At 62.6% G+C, this 25959-nt stretch carries 23 protein-coding genes; 7 read left to right on the forward strand and 16 right to left on the reverse strand.

Annotated features, from left to right (window positions below; genetic code table 11):
• From R1T40_RS10955 to R1T40_RS10970, 4 genes are all read right to left on the reverse strand, one after another.
• Positions 1–2565 carry a putative PEP-binding protein gene (locus R1T40_RS10955; RefSeq protein WP_317384119.1) on the reverse strand — a complete coding sequence of 855 codons (2565 nt, stop codon included), beginning with the start codon at positions 2563–2565 and terminating at the stop codon, positions 1–3.
• Between the two features lie 160 nt (positions 2566–2725).
• Positions 2726–4789 carry a glycine--tRNA ligase subunit beta gene (glyS, locus tag R1T40_RS10960; RefSeq protein WP_317384120.1) on the reverse strand — a complete coding sequence of 688 codons (2064 nt, stop codon included), beginning with the start codon at positions 4787–4789 and terminating at the stop codon, positions 2726–2728.
• Positions 4790–4874: 85 nt separating this feature from the next.
• Positions 4875–5393 (reverse strand): DUF6446 family protein, encoded by a 519-nt coding sequence (locus R1T40_RS10965; RefSeq protein WP_317384121.1) that lies wholly within the window; start codon positions 5391–5393, stop codon positions 4875–4877.
• A 22-nt stretch (positions 5394–5415) separates the two neighbouring features.
• Positions 5416–6354 (reverse strand): glycine--tRNA ligase subunit alpha, encoded by a 939-nt coding sequence (locus R1T40_RS10970; RefSeq protein ID WP_317384122.1) that lies wholly within the window; start codon positions 6352–6354, stop codon positions 5416–5418.
• 297 nt (positions 6355–6651) lie between these two features.
• On the opposite strand from R1T40_RS10970, the gene R1T40_RS10975 reads away from it, so the two are divergent.
• Entirely contained in the window at positions 6652–8427 is a 1776-nt protein-coding gene (locus R1T40_RS10975) for a trypsin-like peptidase domain-containing protein (RefSeq protein WP_317384123.1), read from the forward strand.
• Positions 8428–8542: 115 nt separating this feature from the next.
• On the opposite strand, the gene rpiB is transcribed toward R1T40_RS10975, so the two are convergent.
• From rpiB to R1T40_RS11005, 6 genes are all read right to left on the reverse strand, one after another.
• Complete coding sequence (gene rpiB / locus R1T40_RS10980) at positions 8543–8992, reverse strand: ribose 5-phosphate isomerase B (protein ID WP_106162103.1); 450 nt, start codon at positions 8990–8992, stop codon at positions 8543–8545.
• 133 nt (positions 8993–9125) lie between these two features.
• Entirely contained in the window at positions 9126–9767 is a 642-nt protein-coding gene (locus R1T40_RS10985; RefSeq protein WP_106162102.1) for an SDR family oxidoreductase, read from the reverse strand.
• Between the two features lie 55 nt (positions 9768–9822).
• Complete coding sequence (locus R1T40_RS10990; protein WP_317384124.1) at positions 9823–10326, reverse strand: DUF1178 family protein; 504 nt, start codon at positions 10324–10326, stop codon at positions 9823–9825.
• Between the two features lie 81 nt (positions 10327–10407).
• On the reverse strand, positions 10408–10881 hold the full coding sequence (locus tag R1T40_RS10995; protein WP_317384125.1) for an NUDIX hydrolase: 474 nt from the start codon (positions 10879–10881) through the stop codon (positions 10408–10410).
• Positions 10882–11086: 205 nt separating this feature from the next.
• On the reverse strand, positions 11087–11851 hold the full coding sequence (locus tag R1T40_RS11000; protein WP_317384126.1) for an EcsC family protein: 765 nt from the start codon (positions 11849–11851) through the stop codon (positions 11087–11089).
• 90 nt (positions 11852–11941) lie between these two features.
• A complete protein-coding gene (locus R1T40_RS11005; protein ID WP_106162098.1) occupies positions 11942–12442 on the reverse strand; it encodes a GNAT family N-acetyltransferase in 501 nt (166 codons plus the stop codon).
• A 111-nt stretch (positions 12443–12553) separates the two neighbouring features.
• Between R1T40_RS11005 and R1T40_RS11010 the strand changes: the two genes are divergently transcribed.
• Both R1T40_RS11010 and R1T40_RS11015 read left to right on the forward strand, forming a co-directional pair.
• Entirely contained in the window at positions 12554–13159 is a 606-nt protein-coding gene (locus tag R1T40_RS11010) for a flavin reductase family protein (protein WP_317384127.1), read from the forward strand.
• 1 nt (position 13160) lies between these two features.
• Positions 13161–13802 carry a CatB-related O-acetyltransferase gene (locus R1T40_RS11015; RefSeq protein WP_317384128.1) on the forward strand — a complete coding sequence of 214 codons (642 nt, stop codon included), beginning with the start codon at positions 13161–13163 and terminating at the stop codon, positions 13800–13802.
• Positions 13803–14071: 269 nt separating this feature from the next.
• On the opposite strand, the gene R1T40_RS11020 is transcribed toward R1T40_RS11015, so the two are convergent.
• Entirely contained in the window at positions 14072–15706 is a 1635-nt protein-coding gene (locus tag R1T40_RS11020; RefSeq protein ID WP_106162095.1) for a SulP family inorganic anion transporter, read from the reverse strand.
• A gap of 280 nt (positions 15707–15986) precedes the next feature.
• Between R1T40_RS11020 and R1T40_RS11025 the strand changes: the two genes are divergently transcribed.
• From R1T40_RS11025 to R1T40_RS11040, 4 genes are all read left to right on the forward strand, one after another.
• Positions 15987–17642, forward strand: coding sequence for a hypothetical protein (locus R1T40_RS11025; RefSeq protein WP_317384129.1), 1656 nt, complete (start codon positions 15987–15989; stop codon positions 17640–17642).
• 102 nt (positions 17643–17744) lie between these two features.
• The gene (locus R1T40_RS11030; protein ID WP_317384130.1) at positions 17745–18620 is read left to right on the forward strand and encodes an S-methyl-5'-thioadenosine phosphorylase; all 876 of its coding nucleotides are present in this window, start codon (positions 17745–17747) and stop codon (positions 18618–18620) included.
• A gap of 216 nt (positions 18621–18836) precedes the next feature.
• Positions 18837–19376: an adenine phosphoribosyltransferase gene (locus tag R1T40_RS11035; protein WP_317384131.1), complete on the forward strand. Its 540-nt coding sequence runs from the start codon at positions 18837–18839 to the stop codon at positions 19374–19376.
• Between the two features lie 228 nt (positions 19377–19604).
• Positions 19605–20087, forward strand: coding sequence for a fasciclin domain-containing protein (locus tag R1T40_RS11040; protein WP_106162091.1), 483 nt, complete (start codon positions 19605–19607; stop codon positions 20085–20087).
• 85 nt (positions 20088–20172) lie between these two features.
• On the opposite strand, the gene R1T40_RS11045 is transcribed toward R1T40_RS11040, so the two are convergent.
• From R1T40_RS11045 to R1T40_RS11065, 5 genes are all read right to left on the reverse strand, one after another.
• Positions 20173–21594, reverse strand: coding sequence for an FAD-binding oxidoreductase (locus tag R1T40_RS11045; protein ID WP_106162323.1), 1422 nt, complete (start codon positions 21592–21594; stop codon positions 20173–20175).
• A 340-nt stretch (positions 21595–21934) separates the two neighbouring features.
• On the reverse strand, positions 21935–22525 hold the full coding sequence (locus R1T40_RS11050) for a GNAT family N-acetyltransferase (RefSeq protein WP_317384132.1): 591 nt from the start codon (positions 22523–22525) through the stop codon (positions 21935–21937).
• Positions 22525–23787: a M16 family metallopeptidase gene (locus R1T40_RS11055; protein ID WP_106162089.1), complete on the reverse strand. Its 1263-nt coding sequence runs from the start codon at positions 23785–23787 to the stop codon at positions 22525–22527. The genes R1T40_RS11050 and R1T40_RS11055 overlap by 1 nt, the downstream gene beginning before the upstream one ends.
• Positions 23784–25175, reverse strand: a complete 1392-nt coding sequence (gene thrC, locus R1T40_RS11060; protein WP_317384133.1) for a threonine synthase — start codon at positions 25173–25175, stop codon at positions 23784–23786. Before thrC ends, R1T40_RS11055 begins: the two co-directional genes overlap by 4 nt.
• 14 nt (positions 25176–25189) lie before the next feature.
• A complete protein-coding gene (locus R1T40_RS11065; RefSeq protein ID WP_317384134.1) occupies positions 25190–25852 on the reverse strand; it encodes an SURF1 family protein in 663 nt (220 codons plus the stop codon).
• Between the last annotated feature and the right edge of the window lie 107 nt (positions 25853–25959).

A 25959-nucleotide genomic window follows, 5' to 3' on the forward strand; every position in this document is an offset into this window, starting at 1 on the left:
TTACCTTTTTAAGTATGTAGGCACATTTTGGCCTGTCTTGTCCGCGATCGCCAACTGCGCTGCAGCCAGACGTGCGACAGGGACACGGAACGGCGAGCAGGAGACGTAGTCGAACCCCGCGGCGCGGCAAAACGCAATCGATTCGGGGTTACCACCGTGTTCACCACAGATCGACAGCGTGATGTCAGGCTTCGCCGACCTCCCGCGCTGTGCGCCCAGCTGCAGCAACTCGCCGACACCATCCACATCCAGCACATGGAACGGATCCTCGGGGAACACGCCCTGCTGCACATAATCCGACATGAACCGCCCCGCATCGTCGCGAGACAGACCATAGGTCATTTGAGTGAGGTCATTGGTGCCGAAGCTCATGAAGGCGGTGTGCACCGCGATCTCATCGGCCCGCAACGCGGCCCTCGGTGTCTCGACCATCACCCCGAGGCGATAGGTGAAATCGACGCCACGCTCAGATTTCACCGCAGCGGCCACTGCATCAATGCGGGTCTTGACCAGCTCCACTTCGCGTTTGGCCGACACCAGCGGGATCATGATCTCCGGCACCACCGGGTCGCCGTCGTGCGATGCGTCCAACGTGGCCTCGAAAATCGCCCGCGCTTGCATGTCATAGATCTCGGGCACCGTGACCCCAAGGCGTACGCCGCGCAGACCCAGCATCGGGTTGTATTCGCCCATCTCCTCCACCCGGCGCGTCACATCGCTGACCGGCAGGCCCAGCGCCTCGGAGAGCTCGCGCTGACCGGCGGTTGTGGTGGGCAGGAACTCGTGCAGGGGCGGGTCGAACAGACGAATGCAAACCGGCAGCCCCTCCATGATGCGAAACAGCTCGCGGAAATCATTGCGCTGCATCGGCAGAAGACGCGCCAGCACTGCCGCCCGCCCCGAGGAGGTTTCGGCAAAGATCATCTCCCGCATCACCGTCAGGCGACCGGGATCAAAGAACATATGCTCCGTGCGGCACAACCCGATCCCCTGCGCGTTGAAGTTGCGCGCGGTCTGGGCATCTGCGGGCGTATCGGCATTGGCACGGATATCGATATCGCGCGCCGCATCCGCCCAGCCCATCAGCGTCAGCAAAGCATCGTCTTCTGCCGCCTCGGTCATCGCAGGCTCTCCCACCAGCAGCTGGCCGGAGGTTCCGTCGACCGTTATCGTCTCGCCCGCCTTGAAGATGCGCCCATCCGGTGCGGTCAACTGCTTGCGACGGCTGTCAAACCGCAGACTGGACGCGCCCACGATGCAGGGCAGACCAAGCCCGCGCCCGATCACCGCCGCATGGCTGGTCATTCCGCCTTTTTCAGTGAGCACCCCCGCCGCCGCATGCATGCCGCGCACATCCTCGGGCGAGGTCTCGCGCCGCGCCAGAATGCAGGGTTCACCGCGCGACTTGCTGGCCTGCGCCTCTGCCGCCGTGAACACCAGCCGCCCGGTCGCCGCACCGGGGCTGGCGGCGATCCCGCTGCCGATCACATCGCGCTTGGCGTCGGGATCCACCTGTCGGTGCAAAAGCTCATTGAGGGAATGCGCATTCACCCGCATCACCGCTTCTTCAGCCGAGATAATCCCGTCCTCGGCCAGGCGCACCGCGATCCGCACAGCTGCCCGCGCAGACCGTGTCACCCGCATCCCGTCGAGGATATGCACGCGCCCGTTTTCAATGACGAATTCCACCTGCATTTCGGCACGCAGCCTCTCGCGCATCAGGGCCGCGTGCACCTTCAGCTCGGCAAAGGCTTCGGGGGCGAGTTCTTCCAGTGACGGGCCGCGATCATCCTGCTCCAGATAGATCGACTCCGCATCGCTGCCCAGCGCATCGCGTCCCTGGCTCTGGCTCAGGTAACGCCCGGTGATCTGCGGCAAGCCGGTCTGCGAGTTCACCAGCTGAAGCACGCCCGAGCCGCACTCCCCCTGCCCAAGCCCCGGCACCATCTCCTGCACCACGAGACCAAGGCCCGCATCCTCCGGCGCGCCCTTGGCTGCCCGCAACAGACGCGCCGAGGTGCCTTCCCAGGCCCGCGCCATGGTCCGCAAAACCGCCGCCAGCTGCTCGCCCGGATCCTGCGGAAACGGCTCTTCGGCCTCGGCCTCATAGGCCTGCAGCATCTCGCTCAGCGCATCGGGGCCGCCGTCCTCGACATCCTCGAACACATCCGGGTCAAGCCGCGCCACATGCACCGCATAGGATTGCACAAACCGCAGATAGAGCGCCGCCGCCGCATCCGCGCCCAGCGTGTCGCTCAGATCCACGTAGCGCGCGTCATTCATACCGATGTTCAGTACCGCGCCGGGGCCACCCCAATCCGGATCTTCCGAGGAGGGCCGCACGCACAACAGCGCATCCGGGCGCAGTTCCGACAGGATCGCCTTGACGTCGACCATATACCCTTCGGCGATCGCATGCACCGCATCAAACGACAGCGCCACGGTCTGCGGCACCGGCAGCTTCAGCCGCACCAGCCGCTGCAGGCATTTCGCCCGCCCACCGTGACTATGGTTGGCAATCGGCGCCGTGGACGTGATCAGCGTGGCCTTCGAGATATCGTCCATGCGCGCGTCCCCTGTCTGTTTCTGCAATGCAGCAATCCTCCGTAGGGTCGAGCATAATGATGGCAAACGCCCCTGCAAGGGGAACCATGCCGCAGCTGCAACAAAAAGGCCCCCGCCGGATTGGGCGAGGGCCGCGGGTTCAGCGCATGGCGGACGGGTGTCAGCCTTCGATACGGCTGAGGTCAGCGACCTGGCCGCAGACCTTGCGGATCTGGCTCAACAGGTTCAGCCGGTTGCGGCGCACCACGGAATTGTCGGAGTTCACCTGCACCGCCTCGAAAAATGCATCCACCGGCGCGCGCAGTGCGGCCATGCCGCCCATGGCGGCCGCGAAATCCTCGGCCTCGATGGCCGAGGAGATCGCCCCCTCGCCCGCTGCAAGCGCATCAAACAGGGCTGCCTCCTCAGGGTCCTCGATGAATTTCTTGTCGGCCCCGTAGGAATATTCGACCCCGTCTTTTTCCTCGGCCTGAGACAGGATGTTGTTGGCGCGCTTGAACCCCTGCAGCAGGTTCTCGCCATCCTCCGACGACATGAACGCCTCCAACGCGCGTGCGCGTTTCACCAGCAGCGTCAAGTCGTCATTGCCCTCCATCGCAATACAGGCGTCGATCACATCGTGACGAATACCCTGATCGCGCAGGAAGACCTTTAGGCGGTCGTGGAAGAAGGAGAGGAGATTTTCAGCGTCCGCGCCCTCATAGGCATTTGCGAAAACCTCTTTCAAACTAACCCGCACGTCATTCTCCAGCACCAACCGGATCACACCCAGCGCGGCACGGCGCAGCGCATAAGGGTCTTTGGACCCGGTGGGCTTTTCGTCAATCGCCCAGAACCCGGTCAGCGTGTCGATCTTGTCGGCCAGCGCCACGGCCACCGATACCGGCTCTGTCGGCACCTCATCGCTGGGGCCCAGCGGCGAATAATGCTGCTGGCAGGCATTGGCGACCTCTTGCGGCAGCCCTGCGGCCTCCGCGTAGTAGCGCCCCATCAACCCTTGCAGCTCGGGGAACTCATAGACCATCTCGGAGGACAGGTCCGCCTTGGCGACCTTCGCCGCCTGTTCCGCCAGATCCGCATCCGCGCCCACAACAGGGGCGATTTCGCGCGCCAGCGCCGCGATCCGGTCGATCCGCGCGGCCTGGGTGCCGAGCTTGTTGTGGAACGTCACATTGCCAAGGCTCTCCAGCCAGCCTTCCATGCCGACCTCGGATTTCGCGATGCGCAGATCGTTTTCCCAAAAGAACTTCGCATCCGCCAGACGGGCGCTCAGCACCTTTTGGTTGCCCGCCAGAATGGTCGCGCCATCATCCGCCGTCTCGCGGTTGGCTACTGTGATGAACTTCTCGATCCGGCCTGTCTTGGGGTTCTTCACCGAGAAAAACTTCTGGTGTTCCTTCATCGAGGTCTGCAGCACCTCCGGCGGCAGGTCGAGGAATTCCGCGTCAATAGACCCCATCAGGACCACCGGCCATTCCACCAGACCGGCAACCTCTGTCAGAAGGCCTTTGTCGTCCACGACTTCAAGGCCGGAGGCAAAGGCCTGATTGGTGGCATCCTGCCAGATCGCCGCCTCGCGCTCCTTGGGGTCCAGTTCCACAAAGGAGCGTTTCAGCTTGGCAGCGTAGTCCTCAAATCCGGTGACGGAGAATCGCGCCGGAGCCATAAAACGATGCCCGGCCGTGCTGTCGCCCGACTTGATACCGTCGATGTCCAGCACCACCACCTCGCTGCCGTCTTCGCGCGACAGCAGGCAGAGGATCGAATGCAGCGGACGCACCCAGCGCAAGGACCCCGCCCCCCAGCGCATGGACTTGGGCCAGGGGAAGTTGCGAATGGTGTCTTCCAGCACCTCGGCAATGATCTCCGCCGCAGGGCGTCCCGGTTTTTCGATGGTCGCGAAATAAACCGCGCCCTTGGGGGTGTCGCGCTCTTCCAGCTGATCGCGGCTCACGCCTGCGCCCCGCAAGAAGCCCTCGATGGCCTTGTCGGGCGCGCCCACCTTGGGGCCCTTGCGCTCTTCGCGCACGGTGGGGGAATGCTCCAGCAGATCCTCGATCGCCAGCGTCAGGCGGCGCGGCGTGGTCAGCGCATGGGCACCCGCATAGGTCAGACCCGCCTCGACCAGACCGTCGGTCATCCGTTTCTTCAGGTCTTCACCCGCGCGCGCCTGCATGCGGGCCGGGATTTCCTCAGAGAAAAGTTCGATCAGAAGATCAGCCATTACGTGTCCTCAACGGTTCGGATCTGCCGTGCGTTCACGGCGAAAAAAGATGTGGCGACGGGCGCGGCTGCGCCCATCGGTCGGTTTACGGCCGCTTGGGGCATTCCTCGCCCACGATGGTGCCGTCATAAGCCTTCTCGCCACAGTTGTTCAGTTCGTGCCAGACATAGCCCCGGCCATCTTCAGTGATGGCCACAACCCGGTCGACGCCGAATTCGATGTTCTTTTCAGAGATAAACGCCGTCGCCCGCCCGTCGCGCAGCGCCTGGCCGATGGCAGTGGCGTCGAAACAGTCGAACCAGCCGGGGGCGTTGCGCGGATCGCGCGCCTCGGAGATCTCGTAGAGCTGCGCCACCTCTGCCGGTTTCAGCGGCGTGGTGAAGCAGGCCCGGTAGCGGATCGGAGAGCTGTCCGCATCGATCGCCTCGAAATCCCCATAGGCAATGGGCTCGGGCGTCTCGCCGCCGATCGGCAGCAGCAGCACGTCCTCGCCTGGTCGCGCGGCCACATCATCATAGTAGCCGTAGACCTGCAGGTAATACATCGCGATCCCCGCCGCGAGGCCGGAGACAACGAGAGTGAGTGACAAGATCTTGCCAGTCATATCAGCTTTTCCCCCGGGCCATTCAGGCCGCGCTCTCGTTGGTGAACCCACCCGCTTCGGTCAGCACAAAGGCATCGGCGCATTGCTTGGCCAATGTGCGCACGCGGCCGATATAGGCCTGACGTTCGGTGACGGAGATCACACCGCGCGCATCCAGCAGGTTGAAGATATGGCTGGCCTTGATGCATTGGTCATAGGCGGGATGCGCCATGATGATGCGTTTGCCGGTCTTCGGATCGATATGCTCCTGCGACAGGATAGAGGCGCATTCGGCCTCGGCCTCCTCGAAGTGACGCAGCAGAACCTCGGTGTTGGCCACGTCGAAGTTCCAGCGGGCGTATTCTTCCTCGGTCTGCTTGAAGATGTCACCATAGCTCAACGGCTGCGGTGACTGCGGATCGTTGAACGGCATGTCCATCACGTGATCGACGCCAAGGATATACATCGCCAGACGCTCCAGACCATAGGTCAGCTCGCCCGATACCGGGTGACAGTCATGGCCGCCAACCTGCTGGAAATAGGTGAACTGGCTGACTTCCATACCGTCGCACCAGACCTCCCAGCCCAGCCCCCAGGCGCCCAGAGTAGGGCTTTCCCAATCATCCTCGACAAAGCGAATGTCGTGCAAGTCCATGTCGACGCCGATCGCCTGCAGTGAGCCGAGGTACAACTCCTGCAGCTCCGGCGGGCTGGGTTTGATCAGCACCTGATACTGGTAGTAATGCTGCAAACGGTTCGGGTTCTCGCCATAGCGCCCGTCGGTGGGGCGGCGCGAGGGCTGCACATAGGCCGCCGCCCAGGGCTTGCTGCCCAGTGACCGCAGGGTGGTCGCCGGATGGAAGGTGCCCGCGCCGACTTCCATGTCATAGGGCTGCAGGATGGCGCAGCCCTTGGAGGCCCAATAGGTCTGCAGACGCAGGATGATCTCCTGAAACGAACGCGGGGCGGTGGTCTGGGTCATGTCTTTTCCCTTCGGCGGCATCGGCGCGCCCGCCTCCATCAAGCCACGCAGGGCCAGCACAGACGGTGCAATGTTCGACCGTCTTCCTATGCAAGCCCCCCGGCGGGGTCAACGGCCCCGTGCGCAGCAGGCCACCCGAAGCCTCACGGCAGGGGGAAAATTCGTCCTGATGTGTCGAAGATGAGAAACAAACGCACTTTACCTGCATATGTGCGGTTTCTCGCCGTTTCCTTTTCGGGCGCAAGATGGTTACCTGCGCCGCGAACTAATTCCGTCTCTTCGTACAGAGGTTAAACAATGAAGAACCTATTTGCCTCGCTTTTGTGGGCATTGACCGTCTGCCTCGCGGCGCTTCCGGGCCTCGTGCAGGCACAGCAATCCGACGCGGGTGGCGTCTGGATCCAGGTGGCGGCCCGTCCCTCACTTCGCGAGGCGCAGGACGAGGCCCGCGACTTTGCCGCCCGCCTGCCGGACGTCTCCGGCTATGCCCTGGGCGGCGGCTGGTACGGCATCGTGGTCGGCCCCTATGCCCGTCCCGACGCCGAACAGGTGCTGCGTGTCTACCGCGCCGAAGGGCAAATCCCGCGTGACAGCTTCATCACCTTCTCCAGCAACTTCCGCACGCGTTTCTATCCGGTTGGCGCCGAGACCGACGCACCCTCCACTGCGCCAGTCATTTCGTCGACATCTGACGACGACACGGTGACAGAGCCCCCGCTGGCCCCGGAGCCGGAAATCGCTGTTGCAGATGAAACACCGGCCGAGGCCCGCCGCAGCGAACGCGCCCTGTCGCGTGAAGAGCGCATGGACCTTCAGGTCGCATTGAAGGCCGCAGGGTTCTATGCCTCCGGCATTGACGGCGCATTCGGGCGCGGCACCCGTGCCTCGATGTCCGACTGGCAGCTGGCGCGCGGTTTTGAACCCACCGGCGTCCTGACCACTCTGCAGCGCAAGGCGTTGATGGACGAATACAACGCACCGCTGATTTCCACTGGCATGGCGTCATATACCGACGAAGCAGCAGGCATCACGCTGGATCTGCCGTTGAACGAGGTCGCCTTCAGCCGCTACGAACCGCCCTTCGCGCATTTTGACCCCGCCGGGGACCTTGGCGCCCGGGTCCTGCTGATTTCGCAACCCGGCGACCGTCGCACGCTTTATGGTCTGTATGACATCATGCAGACACTGGAAATCGTGCCGCTGGAAGGGCCGCGCGAGCGCTCCGGTGACCGCTTCTCGCTTGAGGGGCGCAACAGTGAGATCGTCTCCTACACCGAGGCGCGATTGGACAATGGCGAGATCAAGGGCTTTACCCTTGTCTGGCCGGCTGATGACGAGGCCCGTCGCGGGCGTATCCTCTCCGCCATGCAACAAAGCTTTACCCGGCTCGACGGCGTGCTTGACCCGGCAGAGGGCATGGAGGACGCGCAGTCCATCGACCTGGTCTCTGGTCTGGAAATCCGCAAACCGCGCCTGTCGCACAGCGGCTTCTTCGTGACCGGAGATGGTGTTGTCGTGACCACGGCAGATGTGGTCAACGGCTGCGGTCGTGTGACCATTGACCGTGACGTCAGTGCAGATGTGCTGCTGGCCGATGGCGAGGCCGGCATTGCCGTGCTGAAGCCAACAGAGGCACTGTCCCCGATGGCCACCGCACCGCTTGCGGCAAACACACCCCGTCTGCGCAGCGCGCTGGCGGTTTCGGGCTACTCCTACGGCGGCGTGCTTGGTGCTCCAAGCCTCACCTGGGGATCGCTGAGCGACCTTCAGGGGCTGCAGGGCGAAAGCTATCTGGCCCGTCTGGAGCTGACCGCTCAGCCCGGCGATGCAGGCGGCCCCCTTCTGGACAAGGAAGGCACCGTGCATGGCATGTTGCTGCCGGAAGCCTCAGATGGTCCGGTGCTGCCAGAGGGTGTGCGTTTCGCGCTGAAAGGCGAAGTGATCCGCATGGCATTGGACAAGGCCGGTGTTGGCCTGCCCGCGACCGAAGCTGCGGCCACCGGCGAGCTGCCCCTGTCGTTGCTTCAGCGAGAGGCCACAGGCCTCACCACGCTGGTCAGCTGCTGGGAGTGAAAGGCTCCGTCCGCATCCCTGACATGACAAAGGCTCCCGAAGATCACTTCGGGAGCCTTTTTTCTTGTTCGGTTGTTCAGCTGACTGAGCCGGGCATGCCGCCCGACAGCAGGCGTCAGGCCTCCAGCGCGTCGATCATCTCGACACGGGTGGCGTGGCGACCGCCTTCGAACTCGGCATCCAGGAAGGCATCCACAATCTCAAGTGCCAGCCCTTCGCCGACCACACGCGCGCCGATCGACAACATGTTGGCGTTGTTGTGCTCGCGGATCATCCGGGCCGAAAACGCATCCGCGCAGACGCCGCAGCGGATCCCCTTGACCTTGTTGGCCGCCATCATGATGCCCTGACCCGTGCCGCACAGCACGATGCCGACATCGCTGTCGCCAGCCGCCACATGACGCGCCGCCGCTTCACCATGTTTCGGGTAATGCGTGCTTTCGGGTGAGGTCGGGCCAAGGTCGGTGACCTCCCAGCCTTTGGCCGCGATATGTTCGGCAAGGGTCTGGCGCAGCGCGATGGCGGCGTGATCACTGGAGAGTACGATACGTTTGCTGGCAGTCATGTTGAAGTCGTCCCGTTTGCCTGGGGCCTGCAGCGGCCCGGCCTTGGTGGATCTAGGAGGGTTCGGGCGTGCCTTACCCGGTTTTGCACGCAAGGCCTAGACCTCGCGTGGTGCGCATGCTTGCCCGCCACGATCAATATGCGTGAACTCGCCCGTCCCAGGTGTGAAAACAGCCCGAGGTTTCCAGAGTAAGCTCATCGAATTGCTGCATCAGACCCTCGGCACTTTCCTCAACCGAGATATCCCCTTCATCGCCCCCCATGTCGGTGCGAACCCAGCCGGGATGGTAGATGCCGACGGCAATCCCCTCCGGTTTCAGGTCCGTGGCGAGGTTGCGCCCGATGTTGAGCGCCGCGGCCTTGGAGGCGCGATAGGCGTAGGATCCCCCCGGCGCACGCGCGTGACTGGCCATCTGAGAGGAAATAATCGCAATTTTCGGAGCACTGGCGAGCTTTAGGTTCGGCAGCATTGCCTGCACGCTCAGGAATACGCCGGTCACATTGACGGCAAGTGATTTTGCCCAGACCTCTGCGGTGTAGTCACTGATACTCATCGTCTTGTCGAGGTAGACGCCCGCGTTGCAGATCAACAGATCCACCGGGTCGCCCTTGATTTGCGCGGCAAAGCGCGCCTGCTGCCCTGGTTCGCTCACATCGAGCCGGGTGCCCGACGAATGATCCCGCGAGGTTCCCGTCACACGATCACCGCGTGCAGCCAGCCTTGTTTTCAGCTCACGCCCAATACCGCGGCTGCTGCCTGTCACGACCACATGCATTGGCGGTCTCCTTTTCCTGCTCAGTGGATTCATGACTGATGCCCGGTCGAGCGCCTCAGTTCATCTTTCGGTTCGGTGTGAAGGGGAGCGGCAGAACCGGCACCCCGTCGTCGATCAACGCCTTGGCATCTTCGATCTTTGCCTCGCCGTGGATCGAGCGGGCGGGCGCGTCCCCAAGGTGCATGTCGCGCGCCTGTTTGACGAAATCCTTGCCCACATAATCGGAGTTGGCCTCGACCTGTTTCTTCAACTCGGTGATTGCCTTTTCCAGATCCGACGCAGGCGCGCTGAGCGGTGCGGCCTGTTGCGGCGCTTGCGGCACTGGCACAGCTGGCGTGACCGCGGGCCTGTCAGAGGGAGAAGGCTCCGCCTCCGCCGGCATCGCCGCCTTGCGGCCCGGACTTACGCGCGGTGCCATCAGCGCTTTCTCCACTTGTGTGGACCCGCACTGCGTACAGGCAACCATATTGGCCTCCACGAGCTTGTCGTAGGCCGCAGCTGACTGGAACCAGCTCTCGAACCCATGTCCCTCAGCGCATTTCAGTGCATATCGTATCATCTCATGTCCCGTACTCGGAAGCGCCGATTAAAACCGGCTCAGCGGTGTTTGCAAGGGCAGCATCCTTCCTATGTAACCCGTTCACACTAGATCGTCAGGCGAAAAGGCTCTGAGCAATGCCGAAACATCCGCCGCATCGACCTGCAGAGCCGCGCGTTCAAGCGACATCCACTCGCGTTTTCGCTCTGTGCATTCAGGAAAATCCGCCGATAGCGCATCGACGCGCAACGGGAACACATCGACCCGGCACGCAAGCGGCGGCGCACCGTCGCGGGCCTTGTCGTAGGTGAACTGTCCAACCACCCGATCCAGCACCTGCCCCGACACGCCAGCTTCTTCCCAGGCTTCGGTCGCCGCAGCCTGCGCCGCAGTCAGACCATTGATCGGCCAGCCCTTGGGGAGAATCCAACGCCCGGTGCCGCGGGACGTCACCATCAAAACCTTGACGCGCCCTTTGCTCGACACTCGATAACACAACGCGCCCACCTGCTGGTGCAGCGGCCGACCATCTTCGGAATGACCGTGAAATGATTGCCCATTCAGGGGTCGCGTCATCAGCCTTGCTCCCCTTCAACGCGCAGGCAGTCACTGGATTGCGGAACCGGTGAGACGGCTGCACGCACCCTCGCCCCTGAGCGACCACCGCAAGCCCACTCCTGCCCATACATGCTCTCGCCCCGATAACACGCGGCCTCCTCAAACATGTGGCAGCGCCCCATGTCAGGGGGATGAAAGCGCGCAAGGCGCAGCAGGTATCTGATCAGGCCAGCAGCCGCTGTTGCAACCGCTCCACCATCTGCGGATAGGGCGCATCCGCATCCAGTGAAAGGCGGCGCAGGGCAAAATGCACATGCGCCATTTCCTGATAGTAACCGGCATAAACGTAGTTCACGCTGCCGCCAGCCACTGCCCCCAGAACCGGCACCATCTGCGCTGCAAGCTTTGGTCCCAGCGCCACCGCCAGCCGAGGCGCCACAGCGGCAATCAGCTGTGACAAGCCAGCCCCCGACAGCCCCAGGCGCATGGTCAGAAAGCCGGTATCGGCACCGTCATCATGGGCCAGCGGGCCTGCCGCGGCAAAAACCTCTATCGCGTCAAAGCGCACATTCTCCGCATCCGGATCAAACCCGTATTCTACCGCCACGCCCTGAATGCTGCGCATCAGGAAGGTCGTTGTGGCCGGTAGCTCCACCAACGCGCCCGGCAATCCCGCGGCGCCACCGACCATGCCCATGGTGGTACTGACCCAACGATTGGTCTGGGAGGGTTGATCGGGCACCAGCCTCCTGCTCTGCGCGGCACCTCGGACCGCCAGATGCAGCGCCTGCTGCACGGCGACATCCACGGTCCCGCGCAACGGTTTGGGCAAACGCTGCAGCAAGTCCTCGGCACCACCACCAAGCGTGTTCAGCAATCGCATGCCAAAACTCCCGGCGGCACGGTAGCGGGCGGCAATCGCATCCAGCTCTGCCTCGACATCCGTTGCCGTAAGGTTCCGCGTGTCCTGTGTCAGTATCTCGCCCATCCGTGGCCCTCTTCCCTGCCGCTCTGCTCTTACAGATCAGCAGTTTGGGCACGCGTTTCAAGGCCCTTGCTCACGCGACGTCCGGGTCTGTCACCCTTGCGCCGCACCGCTCCAACGTCGCACCAGCCCCGACACGCCCGTCCAGGCATCGGGATTGAGGTTCAGGCCAAGAATGCGGTCGGGGTTGGTTGGCGGCGGCATCTCGACGCCGCTCAGCTTCTGAAACCCGAAGCGTTTGTAATAGGGCGCATCGCCCACCAGGATCACCCGGTCCCAATGGCTGTGCTCCGCCTTCCACAGGCTGTCGCGGATGAGCGCCGCACCGATGCCCTCGCCCTGCCGTGTCGGGTGCACCGCCACCGGCCCCAGCAGCAGCGCCTCGGCAGCCCCCACATGCACCGGCCAGAAGCGGATCGCACCGGCAAGGATACCGTCGCTGTCGCGTGCCACCTGGCTCAATGCGCGAACCGGCGCCACGTCATCACGCAGCCGATAGGACGACAGCGCCGTGCGCCCCGGCGCGAAGCACAGGTCATAGAGGGCTTCGACCTCCCAGGAATCCTCCGGCATCTCCGCCGCGATGGTGATCACGTCTCTCTGGCTCCGTCAGCTGTGTCGCGCAGGCACGGGGCCGGTTCGACGCGGGGGTGGATTTCGCCCTAGCACGCGCGTAAGTCTGGGGCAAACACTTGGAGACATGCAATGTTCTACCGCCCCGAGGACGGCCACGGCCTGCCCCACAACCCATTCAACGCCGTTGTCACCCCGCGTCCCATCGGCTGGATCTCCACCCGTTCGGGCGACGGCGTCAACAATCTGGCACCTTATTCCTTCTTCAATGCCGTGGCTTATGTGCCGCCGCAGGTGATGTTTGCCTCCACCTCCACCAAGGCGGATCAGGACGGCACCAAGGATTCCATTGCCAATATTCGCGAGACCGGGGTCTTTTGCGTCAACATCGTGGAATACGCCATGCGCGACGCGATGAACAAATCCTCCGCTGCGCTGGACAAGGGCACGGATGAATTCGCCCATGCCGGGCTGGAGGCCATCGACTGCGAAACCATCAATTGCGCCCGGGTCGCCGGTGTTCCGGCGGCGCTGGAATGCAAACTCACGCAGATCATCGACCTGCCGGGCGAGGCCAACAAGGTCGCCTTTGGCGAGGTGGTCGGCGTGCATCTGCGCGATGATTGCCTAGTGGACGGCATCTTTGACGTCACCCGCTACCAGCCGCTGTCGCGCCTCGGCTACCGCGATTATGCCAAGGTGAGCGATCTGTTCTCCCTGACCCGCCCGGACGACTGAGATGCCCCTGCCCGATCCAAATCTGCGCCACCCGATCATCCTGCCGGATGGCCAGCCCCATACCGGCACGGTGATGCTATCGCGCGTGGTGGAGAACCCAAATTTCAGCGTTGGCGACTACACCTACGCCTCTGATTTCGACCCGCCCAGGGACTGGAGCAGCCACCTGGCGCCCTATCTCTTTGCCGGCGCGCGCGAACGGCTGCGGATCGGACGGTTTTGCCAGATCGCCCATGGGGTCAAGTTCATCACCGCCTCGGCCAACCACGCGCAGGAGGGGCTCAGCTGCTTTCCCTTCCCGGTGTTCGATCCCGCCCAGATGGCCGGGTTCCAGCCCGACACCCGCGACACGGTGATCGGCCATGACGTCTGGATCGGCTACGGCGCGATGATCCTGCCCGGCGCCCGGATCGGCGACGGCGCCATCATCGGTGCAGGCGCGGTGGTGCGCGGCACGGTTCCTCCTTACGCGATCATGACAGGCAACCCGGCGACGGTGGCCCGCCACCGGTTTCCCAAGCCGCAGATCGCCCGCCTCCTCACCCTCAAATGGTGGGACTGGCCGGCGGAGCTGATCCTGCGCGCGGAACCGGCCATCACCTCCGGCGACCTCGACATGCTGGAGGCGCTCGCCCCCGACTGACCGCTGCTGCTTCGGAGCCACCCTCGCCTGATCCCAAATGGATGGGCCACGGCACGGCGTGCAAGGCAAATTGCCGAGGCTCCGCGCCCGCATGGGCGGGGATGCGGCCATTTTCCTTGTCGCGGCGGGACGTGGTCCATCAGACAGGGCACAGGCGAGGGTGGCTCTGCAGGTTGCTGCTTTGGTGCACCCGAGCCCCTGTCCCAAAAACAAAAAAGCCGCGGTCCCCACCGGGGGCCGCGACCGTTTTATAACAGCAAAGGCAGGTCTCAGTGACCGCCGAGGATCCCCGTACGCACCGAGTAATCCACCGCCACGCCGTATTCCGGATCGTCATCGCTATCGATTACCAAATGCCCGGCCTTGGACAGCAGTTCGTGGCAATCCCGGCTCAGATGACGCAACTGGATGGTCTTGCCTGCCGCCGCATATCGCCCTGCGACCGCCTCGATCGCCTGCAGCGCCGACTGATCCACCACGCGCGAGGCGGCAAAGTCCACGATCACCACATCCGGGTCGTTCTCGATCTCGAACAGTTCGATGAACCCGTCGGTGGAGCCAAAGAACAGCGGTCCCTGGATCTCATAGACCTTGGCGCCCTCCTCGCTGGCGCTATCCCGGGTGATCGCATGAATGCGGCGCGCGTTGTTCCAGGCATAGGCCAGCGCCGAGACGATCACCCCCACCACAACGGCGATCGCCAGGTCAGTCATCACCGTCACCACGGTCACCAGCACGATCACGAAGGCATCCATCAAGGGCACCTTGGTCATGATCTTGAAGCTGTTCCAGGCAAAGGTGCCGATCACCACCATGAACATCACGCCCACCAGAGCCGCCAGCGGGATCTGCTCGATCAGCGGCGAGGCTGCGACGATGAACAGCAACAGGAACAAAGCCGCCGCGATGCCTGCGATCCGGGTGCGGCCACCTGAGTTCACGTTGATCATCGACTGGCCGATCATCGCGCAACCGCCCATGCCACCAAAGAAACCGGTGGCAATGTTGGAGGCCCCCTGCGCGATGCATTCCTGGCTCGCACCGCCGCGCTTGCCGGTGATTTCACCCACAAGGTTCAGGGTTAGCAGGCTTTCGATCAGCCCGATCGCCGCCAGGATCACCGCATAGGGCAGGATGATCTCCAAGGTCTCGAAATTCAGCGGCACCATCGGGATGTGGAACATCGGCAGACCACCCTGGATGGAGGCCAGGTCGCCCACCCGCGGCACGTCGAGGCCAAAGGCAATCACGATCACCGCAGTAATCCCGATCCCGGCCAATGGTGCGGGAATGATCTTGGTCAGACGCGGCATCACCCAGATGATCGCCATGGTCAGCACCACCAGCCCCAGCATCACCGCCAGCTGGCCCCCGGCCAACCACTCACCACCACCGGCGCCATGGCCGGTGTTCTCCACCGTGCCCGGCTTCTTGAACTGGGTCAGCTGCGCGAGGAAAATCACGATCGCCAGACCGTTCACAAAGCCCAGCATCACGGGATGCGGCACCAGCCGGATGAACTTGCCCCAATGCATCACACCGGCAATCACCTGCAACAGCCCCATCAAGACCACGGTGGCAAAGAGATATTCCACCCCATGATCCGCCACCAGCGCCACCATGACCACGGCCAGCGCGCCGGTCGCGCCAGAGATCATCCCAGGACGCCCCCCGAACACGGCGGTGATCAGCCCCACCATGAAGGCCGCATAAAGCCCCACCAACGGATGCACCCCGGCCACAAAGGCAAAGGCCACCGCCTCGGGCACCAGGGCCAGCGCCACCGTAAGGCCGGACAGCAACTCGGTGCGGACGCGACCAACGGTAAAGCCCTCATCCTGCATGATGGAGAGATTGGGAGGAGAGATATTCTTGGCCAAAAGGCCGAAAACGCCGCGTGTCATGACACCAAAACCTGTGAAGTCGGGAGGGAAGATTTGACCGCCTGTTAGCGTCAATGCCCCCGCGACACAAGGGAAGGCAGGAAAACAAGGCCCCGGAGCGCCTCCGCTGCCACATCCAAGGGCAGCCCCCGCGCAATAGGTCAGCCCTTCTGCCGCAATGTTTCGCGCGCGAAACAATAGGTCAGCAGCGCTGTCTGCCGTGAACCTCACCTTAACCCTTGCTCGCCGGTGCGGACCTCCGCAGACTGCGGGTACTCTCTTATAATAGAAACATAAGTACATGAGATTTCAAAGCTGGGACGAGATTGAAGAGTATGGCGATGGCCCGACCATCGCAGAGCGCAAACTGAAGGCCGCAGCCGAAGTTGGCGAGTTTTGTGAACTTGGGCCGGATGACCAAATCCCAACAGAACCCGCCGACTGGGACAACCTGAACACAGAACACGAGGCGAAGCACATTCGCGCCGAAGTCCTGTCTTGGGTATTAGAATCCCAGAACACGCCCGCGAACAAAAAACAACTCGTCGCCATCGACGGCGCCTATGTTAGTGGCTCGCTGAATGTTGCCGGAAGCAATATACAATACGAACTGCAACTCTATGGATGCCGCTTTCAAGAAGAGATTTTTTGCCAGGGTTCAACGTGGCAACGCAGTGTCACCTTTCAGGCATGCTCACTCGCAGGACTTTTTGCGAGAGCAGCAAGCTTTAATCGAGGCTTATCAATAACCCAAGCTGAGGTGACCGGCACGAAGCATTCTTCGATAGATCTGGAGAATGCAAAAATCTTTGGCAATCTCACAATCAATAATACCGCTTTCGGTGAAACGGTTGCGCTCAGTGGCATGAGTGTTTCGGGACAGCTGATAGCAAGCGAGAGCAAGTTTCGCTCGTCCAACGATTTTGCATTGAGAGCACAAAGCCTTACAATCGAACGAGATTTCATTCTCGACAACACGTATTTCCAAGGAGATGCATCGCTTGATCGGCTCGTTTTGCGCGGAAAATTCCAGTGCATTGGCACGCAATTTTCTGCAAGCAACTTTTTCGCTCTGTCTATGCAAAGTGCAAAGCTGACCGATGGTTGGAGCTTCCGACCAAAGAAAGTAGAGGGAGTTGTCGCACTTAATGCCGCGCACGTCGAGAATTTTCAGGACGCTCCTGACGACTTTCCATCTACTGGGATATTTCTTAGGGACGGCTTCACTTACACTCGGCTCTTCGGCCCGACAGACGCCAAAACCCGCCTCGCCTGGCTCGCCAAAGGCGACTGCTGGGATGACGTGTTTTACCCCCAACCCTACAAACAACTGGCCAGTGTACTTGATGACATGGGCCACGAGTTGGCAGCGCAAGCCATCCGCATCACCCTGGCCTGCAAGCTTCGCCAAAACTCTCGTCTGCAGTTGAAAGTCGTCCCGAATGGTGACCTGAGTACAGGCCTGCATAGCATCTGGTGTGACATCTGCCGCCTCACCCTCGGCGCAAAAGACAGCATCTCCCTCGTACTCACCGCCCATGGCTACAAACCCCAACGCAGCCTCTATGCCTTGATCCTCCTCTTCGCCGCTGCAACCTTTCCCGCGCAATGGGCCTGGGACGAAGGCAGCTTTGCCCCCAATTCCGGCCCCATCCTGCTCTCCGAAGGCTGGCAAGAGCTGGCGCGCGATGACAGCATCCAAAACCCCGCCGCCGAATGGACAAACCGCAACGCCATCCCCGGCAAGGATTGGGAGACCTTCAACCGCTACGCCTATGCCGCCGACGTCGTGATCCCCATCGTCGAATTCGGTCAGACCGACGCCTGGGCCCCCTCCACCGAACGCGGAACCTGGGGCTATCACCTATGGTACTGGCGGTGGATCTTCACCACTCTGGGCTGGATCGTCACCGCGCTGGGGGCTGCCGCCCTCACCGGCATTATTCGCCGCGACTGAGCCTTCATCTTTTCCCAAATACCTCCGCCGGAGGCATCCCACGCTTGCCAAACAGCGCCGCCCTCGGCCATAGCTCGGCAAACACCCGCAGGAGAGATCCATATGACCGAGACCATGATTGCCGTGATCGGCGGCTCCGGAATTTACGACATCGACGGGCTGGAGGGCGCGGAATGGACCACGGTCGACAGCCCCTGGGGCACACCCTCTGACCAGATCCTGACCGGGCGCTTTGATGGCGTGAAGATGGCCTTTCTGCCCCGCCACGGGCGCGGTCATGTGCATAGCCCCACCGATGTGCCCTACCGTGCCAATATCGACGCACTGAAACGACTGGGCGTCACCGACGTGATCTCAGTCTCCGCCTGCGGGTCCTTCCGCGAGGAGATGGCGCCGGGGGATTTTGTCATTGTCGACCAGTTCATCGACCGGACCTTTGCCCGAGAAAAGAGCTTTTTTGCCTCCGGCTGCGTTGCCCATGTCTCGGTGGCGCATCCCACATGCCCGCGTCTGAGCGATGCATGCCAAGAGGCCGCCCGCGCTGCCGGGATCAAGACCCACCGCGGCGGCACCTATCTGGCGATGGAGGGGCCGCAGTTCTCCTCGATGGCGGAATCAAAGATGTACCGCGAGGTCTGGGGCGCGGATGTGATCGGCATGACCAACATGCCGGAGGCCAAACTCGCCCGCGAAGCGGAGCTGTGCTATGCCTCCATCGCCATGGTCACCGATTTCGACAGCTGGCATCCCGATCACGGCGCAGTGGATATCACCGAGATCATCGGCACGCTGCAGGGCAATTCCGACAAGGGGCGCACCTTGGTGAAGGGGCTGCCAACGCTTCTTGGTGCCGAACGCGCGCCCTGCCCTCATCAGTGTGATCGGGCGCTGGAGTATGCCATCATGACCGCGCCGGAGAAGCGCGACCCGGCGCTTGTGGCCAAGCTGGATGCGGTTGCAGGCCGGGTGCTTGGCTGATCTGAGCACAGGCCGTGAGCAAAGGGGCCGGGCGCCCGCGCGCGCAACCCACGTCAGGCGCCTGAGCCTTTTGTAAAGGGATATTGGGGCGCCCTTCAGGCGTTGACGCTTGCATGGCGGACGTGCTTCGGTCAAACCGCACCGGCGCGGCGCCCTCGGAATGACCTAGAGTGTCGGGCGCGCCGATCACGAAGCAAAGCCAGGGATTACACGCCCATGAACAAGACGAAGACCGTCAAGGACTACATCCGCACCATTGTCGATTTCCCGCATGAAGGGATCATGTTCCGGGATGTCACCACATTATTCGCCGACCCGCGCGGGTTTCGAATGGCGGTGGACCAGATGCTGCACCCCTACGCAGGCCAGCGCATCGACAAGGTGGTCGGGCTTGAGGCGCGCGGCTTCATCCTCGGCGGGGCGATCGCCCACCAGCTGGGCACCGGCTTTGTCCCGATCCGCAAGAAGGGCAAACTGCCCGGCGCAACCATCAGCCAGGAATACAAGCTGGAGTATGGCGAGGCCGTGGTCGAACTGCACAAGGACGCGATCCAGGCAGGTGAGAAAATCCTCGTGGTCGATGACCTTCTGGCAACCGGTGGCACCGCCGGCGCCGGGATCGAGCTGATCGAGAAGCTCGGTGGCGAGATCATCTCCTGCGCCTTCATCATTGATCTGCCCGAGCTGGGCGGCCGCAAGCATCTCGAAGAGCTCGGGATGGATGTGCATGTCCTGTGCGAATTCGACGGGCTCTGAACGCCGCATAAAAGCCGCTGGATCAGCACAGAATTCTCACACAGGATCACAGATACACACGCATCTGTGACTGGAAATTCAAAAAGCTCCCTGCTTAGGGGGCTTTTTTCATGGGTCAAATGCCAACCAGCAAACATCCGCCACATCCAAAGCGGCGCCTGTCTCGTTGTACCCCACAGATGTCGCGATTGCGGCGTCCTCAGTGATACAAATGACAGGAGAGTTTTCATGTTCCGCAAGATCGCTTTTGGTACCGTTGCAAGCTTCGCCCTCGCCACCGCTGCCTTTGCTGATGGTCATTCCAAGGATATCGTCGACATTGCCGCAGGCAACGACGACTTCGAAACTCTGGTCGCCGCCGTAACCGCGGCTGATCTGGTGGACACGCTGAAAGGCGACGGGCCGTTCACTGTCTTCGCCCCGACCGATGCTGCGTTTGAGGCGCTGCCCGACGGCACCGTGGAAACGCTGCTGAAGCCGGAAAACAAGGACCAGCTGGTGTCCATCCTCACCTACCACGTGGTGCCCGGCAAGGTGATGTCCTCCGATCTGACCGACGGCATGATGGCCGCAACGGTTCAAGGCCAAGAGGTCACCGTGAAGATTGAAGGTGGTGCAATGGTCGATGAGGCTTCTGTGATCCAGGCCGACATCGAGGCGTCGAATGGCGTCATCCATGTGATCGACAAGGTCATCATGCCGGGAAGCTAAGACCCGGCCACACTCACGGATCTAGCGATATGTACGACAGGGGAGCCTCCGGGCTCCCCTTTTTTTGCGGTTTGCGCCTGTCGGATCAGAGACCCGGAACCACCGCGCCCGGGTTCATGATGCCGTGTGGATCAAGGGCGTTCTTGATCGCGCGCATGGCCGCCAGTTTGGTCGGATCGCCATAGCGGTCAAGATCACTGACCTTCAGTCGGCCAATGCCGTGCTCTGCACTCACGGACCCACCGAACTCGAACACCAGATCATGAATGATCCGCTTCACCTCGCCGCGCAGATGCTCAAAGTCAGCACGCGTCTCGCCGGCGCCGGGGAAGACGTTGTAGTGCAGGTTGCCGTCGCCAAGGTGGCCGAAGCAGTTGATCCGCAGACTTGGCTCAAGGTCGGCGATCGCCGCCCAGCCTGCCGGAATGAACTCCGGAATACGGGAGATCGGCACGGAGATATCATGACTGGAGATCGACCCGATGCGCCGATTGGCCTCCGGGATGTGCTCTCGCAGAGACCAGAGCGACAGCCGCTGTGCCTCGGACTGAGCGATGACACCATCGTCGGACAGACCAGCCTCCATGGCCGCCCCGAACAGGTCTGCCAGCGCCTCCTCTGCATCCTGCCCCTTGCCGAGGCCAAGTTCGATCAGCACGCACCACTCGGGATGTGTCTCGAACGGCTGCCGCAGATCCGGCAATGTCTCGGCGAGAAACTCCAGACCCTGACGGTGGATAAGCTCAAAGGCACTCACACCCTCCCCCACGGCATCGCGGGCAAGGCTCAGCAGCTCTATCGCAGCTGCGGGATCGCGAATGGTGAAAATGGCCGTGCCCGGGCTTGCAGGGATTGGCGAGAGCTTCAGCGCCGCAGCGGTGATGATACCGAGGGTTCCTTCGGCCCCGATCAACAGGTTCCGCAGGTCATACCCGGTGTTGTCCTTTCGCAGGCGCGACAGCCCGTGCCAGATCTCTCCTGTCGGCAGGACGGCCTCCAGACCGAGGCAAAGATCGCGGGCGTTGCCATAGCGCAGGACATTCACACCGCCCGCGTTGGTCGCAAGGTTCCCCCCTATCCGGGCCGTACCTTCGGCAGCGAGGGACAGCGGGAACAGACGCCCCACCTCAGTTGCGGCAGCTTGCACATCGGCCAGCACCGCGCCCGCCTCGGCGATGATCACGTTCTCCGCCGGATAGCTGGCACGGATCTGGCGCATGCGCTCGGTAGACATCAGTATCGGCGCAGGTCCGTCAGGCATCACCTGCCCGCCGACCAGCCCGGTGCCACCGCCGTAAGGGATCACCCCGATATGCGCCGCGTGGGCCGCGCGGATAATTTCGGCGACCTCGTCGACATTTCGGGGCAGCGCCACGGCAGCGGCTTGCCCCTTATAGCGCCCGCGGGGCTCTTCCAGATAGCGGGTTTCGGGCGTGCGCAGCGTGTCCGCCGGAAGGCGGGCCGAGAGCGCATCGAGAAAGGCGGGATCTGCGGGTTTGAGGCTCATGAACACTGCATCGGCAATCTGCACAGCAAAGGCAAGCCCACAGTCGGGCCGCGAGGTCGCACCACGCGCAACTGCACGCCAGAGGCGCGATACCGGTTTGCTCTGATCTCAGGAAATCATGACGGTTGGAACATGTAGACTGGCGCGGGGCTCCTGTCTGGAGACCGCACCAGCCGTTTGGCTTTGTCAGCCAAGGATACAGTTCACCACATCACTCGCACAGGTAGAGTTTATCTGCTGAACCGGGATCATCACGTAAAAACTGCGCTGCGCCATTCCCATTTTCGTGAACGCACCGTGATCTTTACGTGAGTTGCGCAGTGGAACTATGGCGGCAGGCTCAGGCCTGACCAACCATGGTCTTGCCCCGCCGGTCGCTACGCAGCGCAGAATAAAGCACATGAGTGCGCCAGCGCCCGTTGATTTGCAGGTAGGATTGCGCGACGCCCTCGTATTTGAAGCCGGAGCGCTCCAACAGCCCGCGCGAGGCGGCATTTTCCGGCAGGCAGGCGGCTTCGATGCGGCTCAGATCAAGCCGGGTGAAGGCGTGGTGGACCACGGCGCCGATTGCCTCGCGCATGTAGCCTCTGCGCGCAAAACGGGTGCCGGTCCAATAGCCAATCGTCCCCGCCATGGCCGGTCCCCGGCGAATATTGTCGAGCGTGATGGCCCCGACCAGCGCATCATCCTGGCGACGGAACAGGAACAGCGGCATGGCAGAGCCCTGCGCAGTAGAGCGTTTGGCCCAATAGACCCGGTTGGTGAAGGACTTTCGGCTCAGATGGTCCGGGGACCACGCGGGTTCCCAGGGCACCAGCGCGGCCTGGCTTTGCTGACGCAGTGAGGCCCATCGCCGGAAATCCGCATGCACCGGCAGCCGGAGCGTCAAGCGCTCCGTCTCCAGTTTAAGCGTCCGACGGGACAGAAGCATCAGGCCGCACGCCTCCGGGCAATCTCCTCCAGGCTCGGGGCGTCAGCCACCGGTCCGTAGAGGGCAAGCGCAGCCGGAGCCTCGCGCGAGATTTGTGCCGCCATGGCGCGCACATCGGCGGTGGTGACCGCGTCGATCTTTGCCACCGTCGCCTCCAGCGTCGGCACACGATCCCAGATCTGCACCAGACGGGCCAGACGTTCGGCGCGGTTGGAGGGGCTTTCCAGCCCCATCAGCATGCCCGCCTTCATCTGCGCGCGCGCGCGTTCGACCTCGGCATCCGACATGTCATCGGCGGCGCGTTTCAGCTCGTCCACGGTGATCCCCACCAGATCGGAAACCTGATCGCCGGAGGTGCCCGCATAGACGGTCATCATGCCGGTGTCTTCATAGGCGCCCGCCTGCGAGAAGATCGTGTAGCAGAGGCCGCGTTTCTCGCGCACCTCCTGGAACAGACGCGAGGACATGCCGCCGCCAAGTGCTGCCGCATAGATCTGCGCGGTGTAGATGTCATCAGCGCGGTAGCTGGGGCTCTCGAAGGCCAGTGCCACATGGGCCTGCTCCAGCACCTTGTCGCGGCGCATCTCGCCACCGACAAAACTCGCCGTCTCGACCCCTTCCTGCTGCTTTGGCTCCAGGTCGCCAAACAGCGCTTCCGCCGCTTTCACCAGCTTGTCGTGATCCACCGCACCGGCGGCGGACAGGACCATTTGACCGGGGCCATAGTGTTCGGCCACAAAGCGGCGCAGGTCTTCCTTCGAAAAGCTGCGCACCCGCTCAGCCGGGCCGAGGATGGAGCGGCCAATGGCCTGATCACGGTAGCTTTCTTCCTGCAGCCAGTCGAAGATGATGTCGTCGGGCGTGTCCAGCGTCTGGCCGATCTCCTGCAGGATCACGCCGCGCTCCACCTCGATCTCACGGTCATCGAAGATGGAGTTCAGCACGATGTCGGAGATCACATCAAAGGCAAGGTCCACATCTTCCTTGAGCACCCGCGCGTAATAGGCCGTGACCTCGCGGCTGGTATAGGCGTTGATATAGCCGCCCACGTCCTCGATGGCCTCGGCGATCTGCAACGCGCTGCGCCGCTTGGTCCCCTTGAAGGCCATGTGTTCCAGGAAATGGGCGATACCATTCTGTTCGAGCCGCTCGTGACGAGCGCCCGCCGAAACCCAGATGCCGATAGCAGCAGACTGCAGCCCCGGCATGTACTCAGTGACGATACGAAACCCGTTCGGCAGGGTGTCTTGTTTAACGGTCAATTGGCGATGTGCTTTCTGATGTGTTCTTCGATTATGCCGAGATCATTGGCGATCCGGGTCACACGTTCCGATCTTTCATACAGATCTGCCATGCGCGGGGGAAGAGGCGGATGCACCCCGCAGGCGTCTTCCACCGCCGCCGGGAACTTGGCCGGATGCGCGGTGGCCAGCGTCACCATCGGCACGCCGTCTTTCAGATGCTCGTTGGCAACCTTCACGCCGACCGCGCCATGGGGGCACAGAAGCTCCCCCGAGGAGGCCAGCTCGGATTTTATGGTCGCCATCGTCTCCTCTTCGGAGGCACGACCAGAGGTGTAAATCTCGCTCAGCGCCTGCATGGCGCCCTGGGACACCTTGAAGCCGCCGCCCGATTTCAGCTCGTCCATCAGCTGCGCCACCGCCTTACCGTCCTGACCATAGGCGTAAAACAGCGCCCGTTCGAAGTTCGACGAGACCTGAATGTCCATCGACGGCGAGATCGAGGGGATGGTCTCGCCCTTGAAGTAGCCTTCGCCGGACAGGCAGCGGTGCAAGATGTCGTTCTGGTTGGTGGCGACCACCAGCTGTTTGATCGGCAGACCCATCTGGCGGGCGATAAAGCCGGCAAAGATATCGCCGAAGTTGCCGGTGGGCACGGTGAAGGAAACCTTGCGGTGCGGCGCGCCGAGGGCGGTGGCGGCGGTGAAGTAATAGACCACTTGCGCCAGCACACGGGCAAAGTTGATCGAGTTCACCCCGGCCAGCTGCACCGAATCGCGAAAATCGAAGTCGTTGAACATGTCCTTCACGGCGGCCTGACAGTCGTCAAAATCGCCATCCACGGCAAGCGCATGAACGTTCGGCTCTGTCGGCGTGGTCATCTGGCGGCGCTGCACCTCGGAGACGCGACCATGCGGGTACATGATAAACACATTGACCGCATCCAGCCCACGAAAGGCCTCGATCGCCGCAGAGCCGGTATCGCCCGACGTTGCCCCGACGATGGTCACGCTGTCGCCGCGGCGCTTCAACGCCGTCTGGAACAGCTGGCCGATGAGCTGCATGGCGAAATCCTTGAACGCCAGCGTGGGCCCATGGAACAATTCCAGCAGGAAGTGATTGGCCCCAAGCTGTTTCAGAGGTGCAAGAGCGGCATGATCAAACCCCGCATAGGCGCGGGCGATAATTTCCCGAAACTCGCTTTCGCTGAAGGAGCCGGAGACAAAGGGCCACATCACCCGGAACGCAACCTCTTCATAAGGCTGACCCGCAAACTCCGCGATATCCTCGGCGGACAGCGTCGGAATTTCGGCAGGGACATACAGCCCGCCATCGCGCGCAAGCCCTGTGAGCATGGCCTCTTCAAACGTAAGTTCCGGCGCTTGGCCGCGGGTGGAGATGTATTTCATGGCGTCAGTTCCTGTCAGGTTTTGGCGCGCGTACGCAAAAGAAAGGCGGCAGTCATGGCAGCCCAGATCAGGGCGAGTGAAAACCACGTGATGGCATATTGCAGATGGTTGTTCGGGATGCCCGTGGTGGAGACCGGCAGCGGGCGGGGCGCCTCGGCCCCGTCGCGCAGCACCACCAGCAGCGGCTCGGTGTTCAGCCGCTCTGCCATGTAGGCGATGTCGCGGGCGTAGAGAATATTGGTGTCTTCCTCCGGCGGCGGCGTGGTCCAGTCGCCCTCGTCGGGCCACAGCAGGTTGCCGGTGATTTCGACCGGGCCGCCAGCACGGGCACTGTCTTTGTCCGCGTCGCGAATATAGCCCCGGTCCAGCAGGATCCGGCGGCCCGACGCAGTCACAAAGGGGGAGATCACCCGGTAGCCAGCGCCCTGCGCTTCGGTCACCCAGAACACATGCAGCTCCTGCGGGGCGATTTCGCCTGCGGTGGCCACGGCAAGATATCGGTCGGTCTGCGGGTCGGGATTGGCCGGCAAGGGCACTGGTGCGGCGGCGATGCGGGTCTCGATGGTGGCGAGGATATCTTCCTTCCACGCCAGTCGCTGCAGCTGCCAGACCCCAAGCGCCAGCAGCGCCGCAAGGCCGAGCCCGCCCACAAGGCCGAGAAAGATCATCCGTCGCATCGCGCGCGTGCTCCTGATCCGGTGGTCATAGGTGTCCCCCTGGAACCGCAAGGGGCGCGCGGGATGATCCCGCGCGCCCCGTTAGATACGTGCTGTTTGCCAAAAGG

Origin of the sequence: Tritonibacter scottomollicae, from assembly GCF_032924845.1 — a bacterium.
GTDB lineage: Bacteria > Pseudomonadota > Alphaproteobacteria > Rhodobacterales > Rhodobacteraceae > Epibacterium > Epibacterium scottomollicae.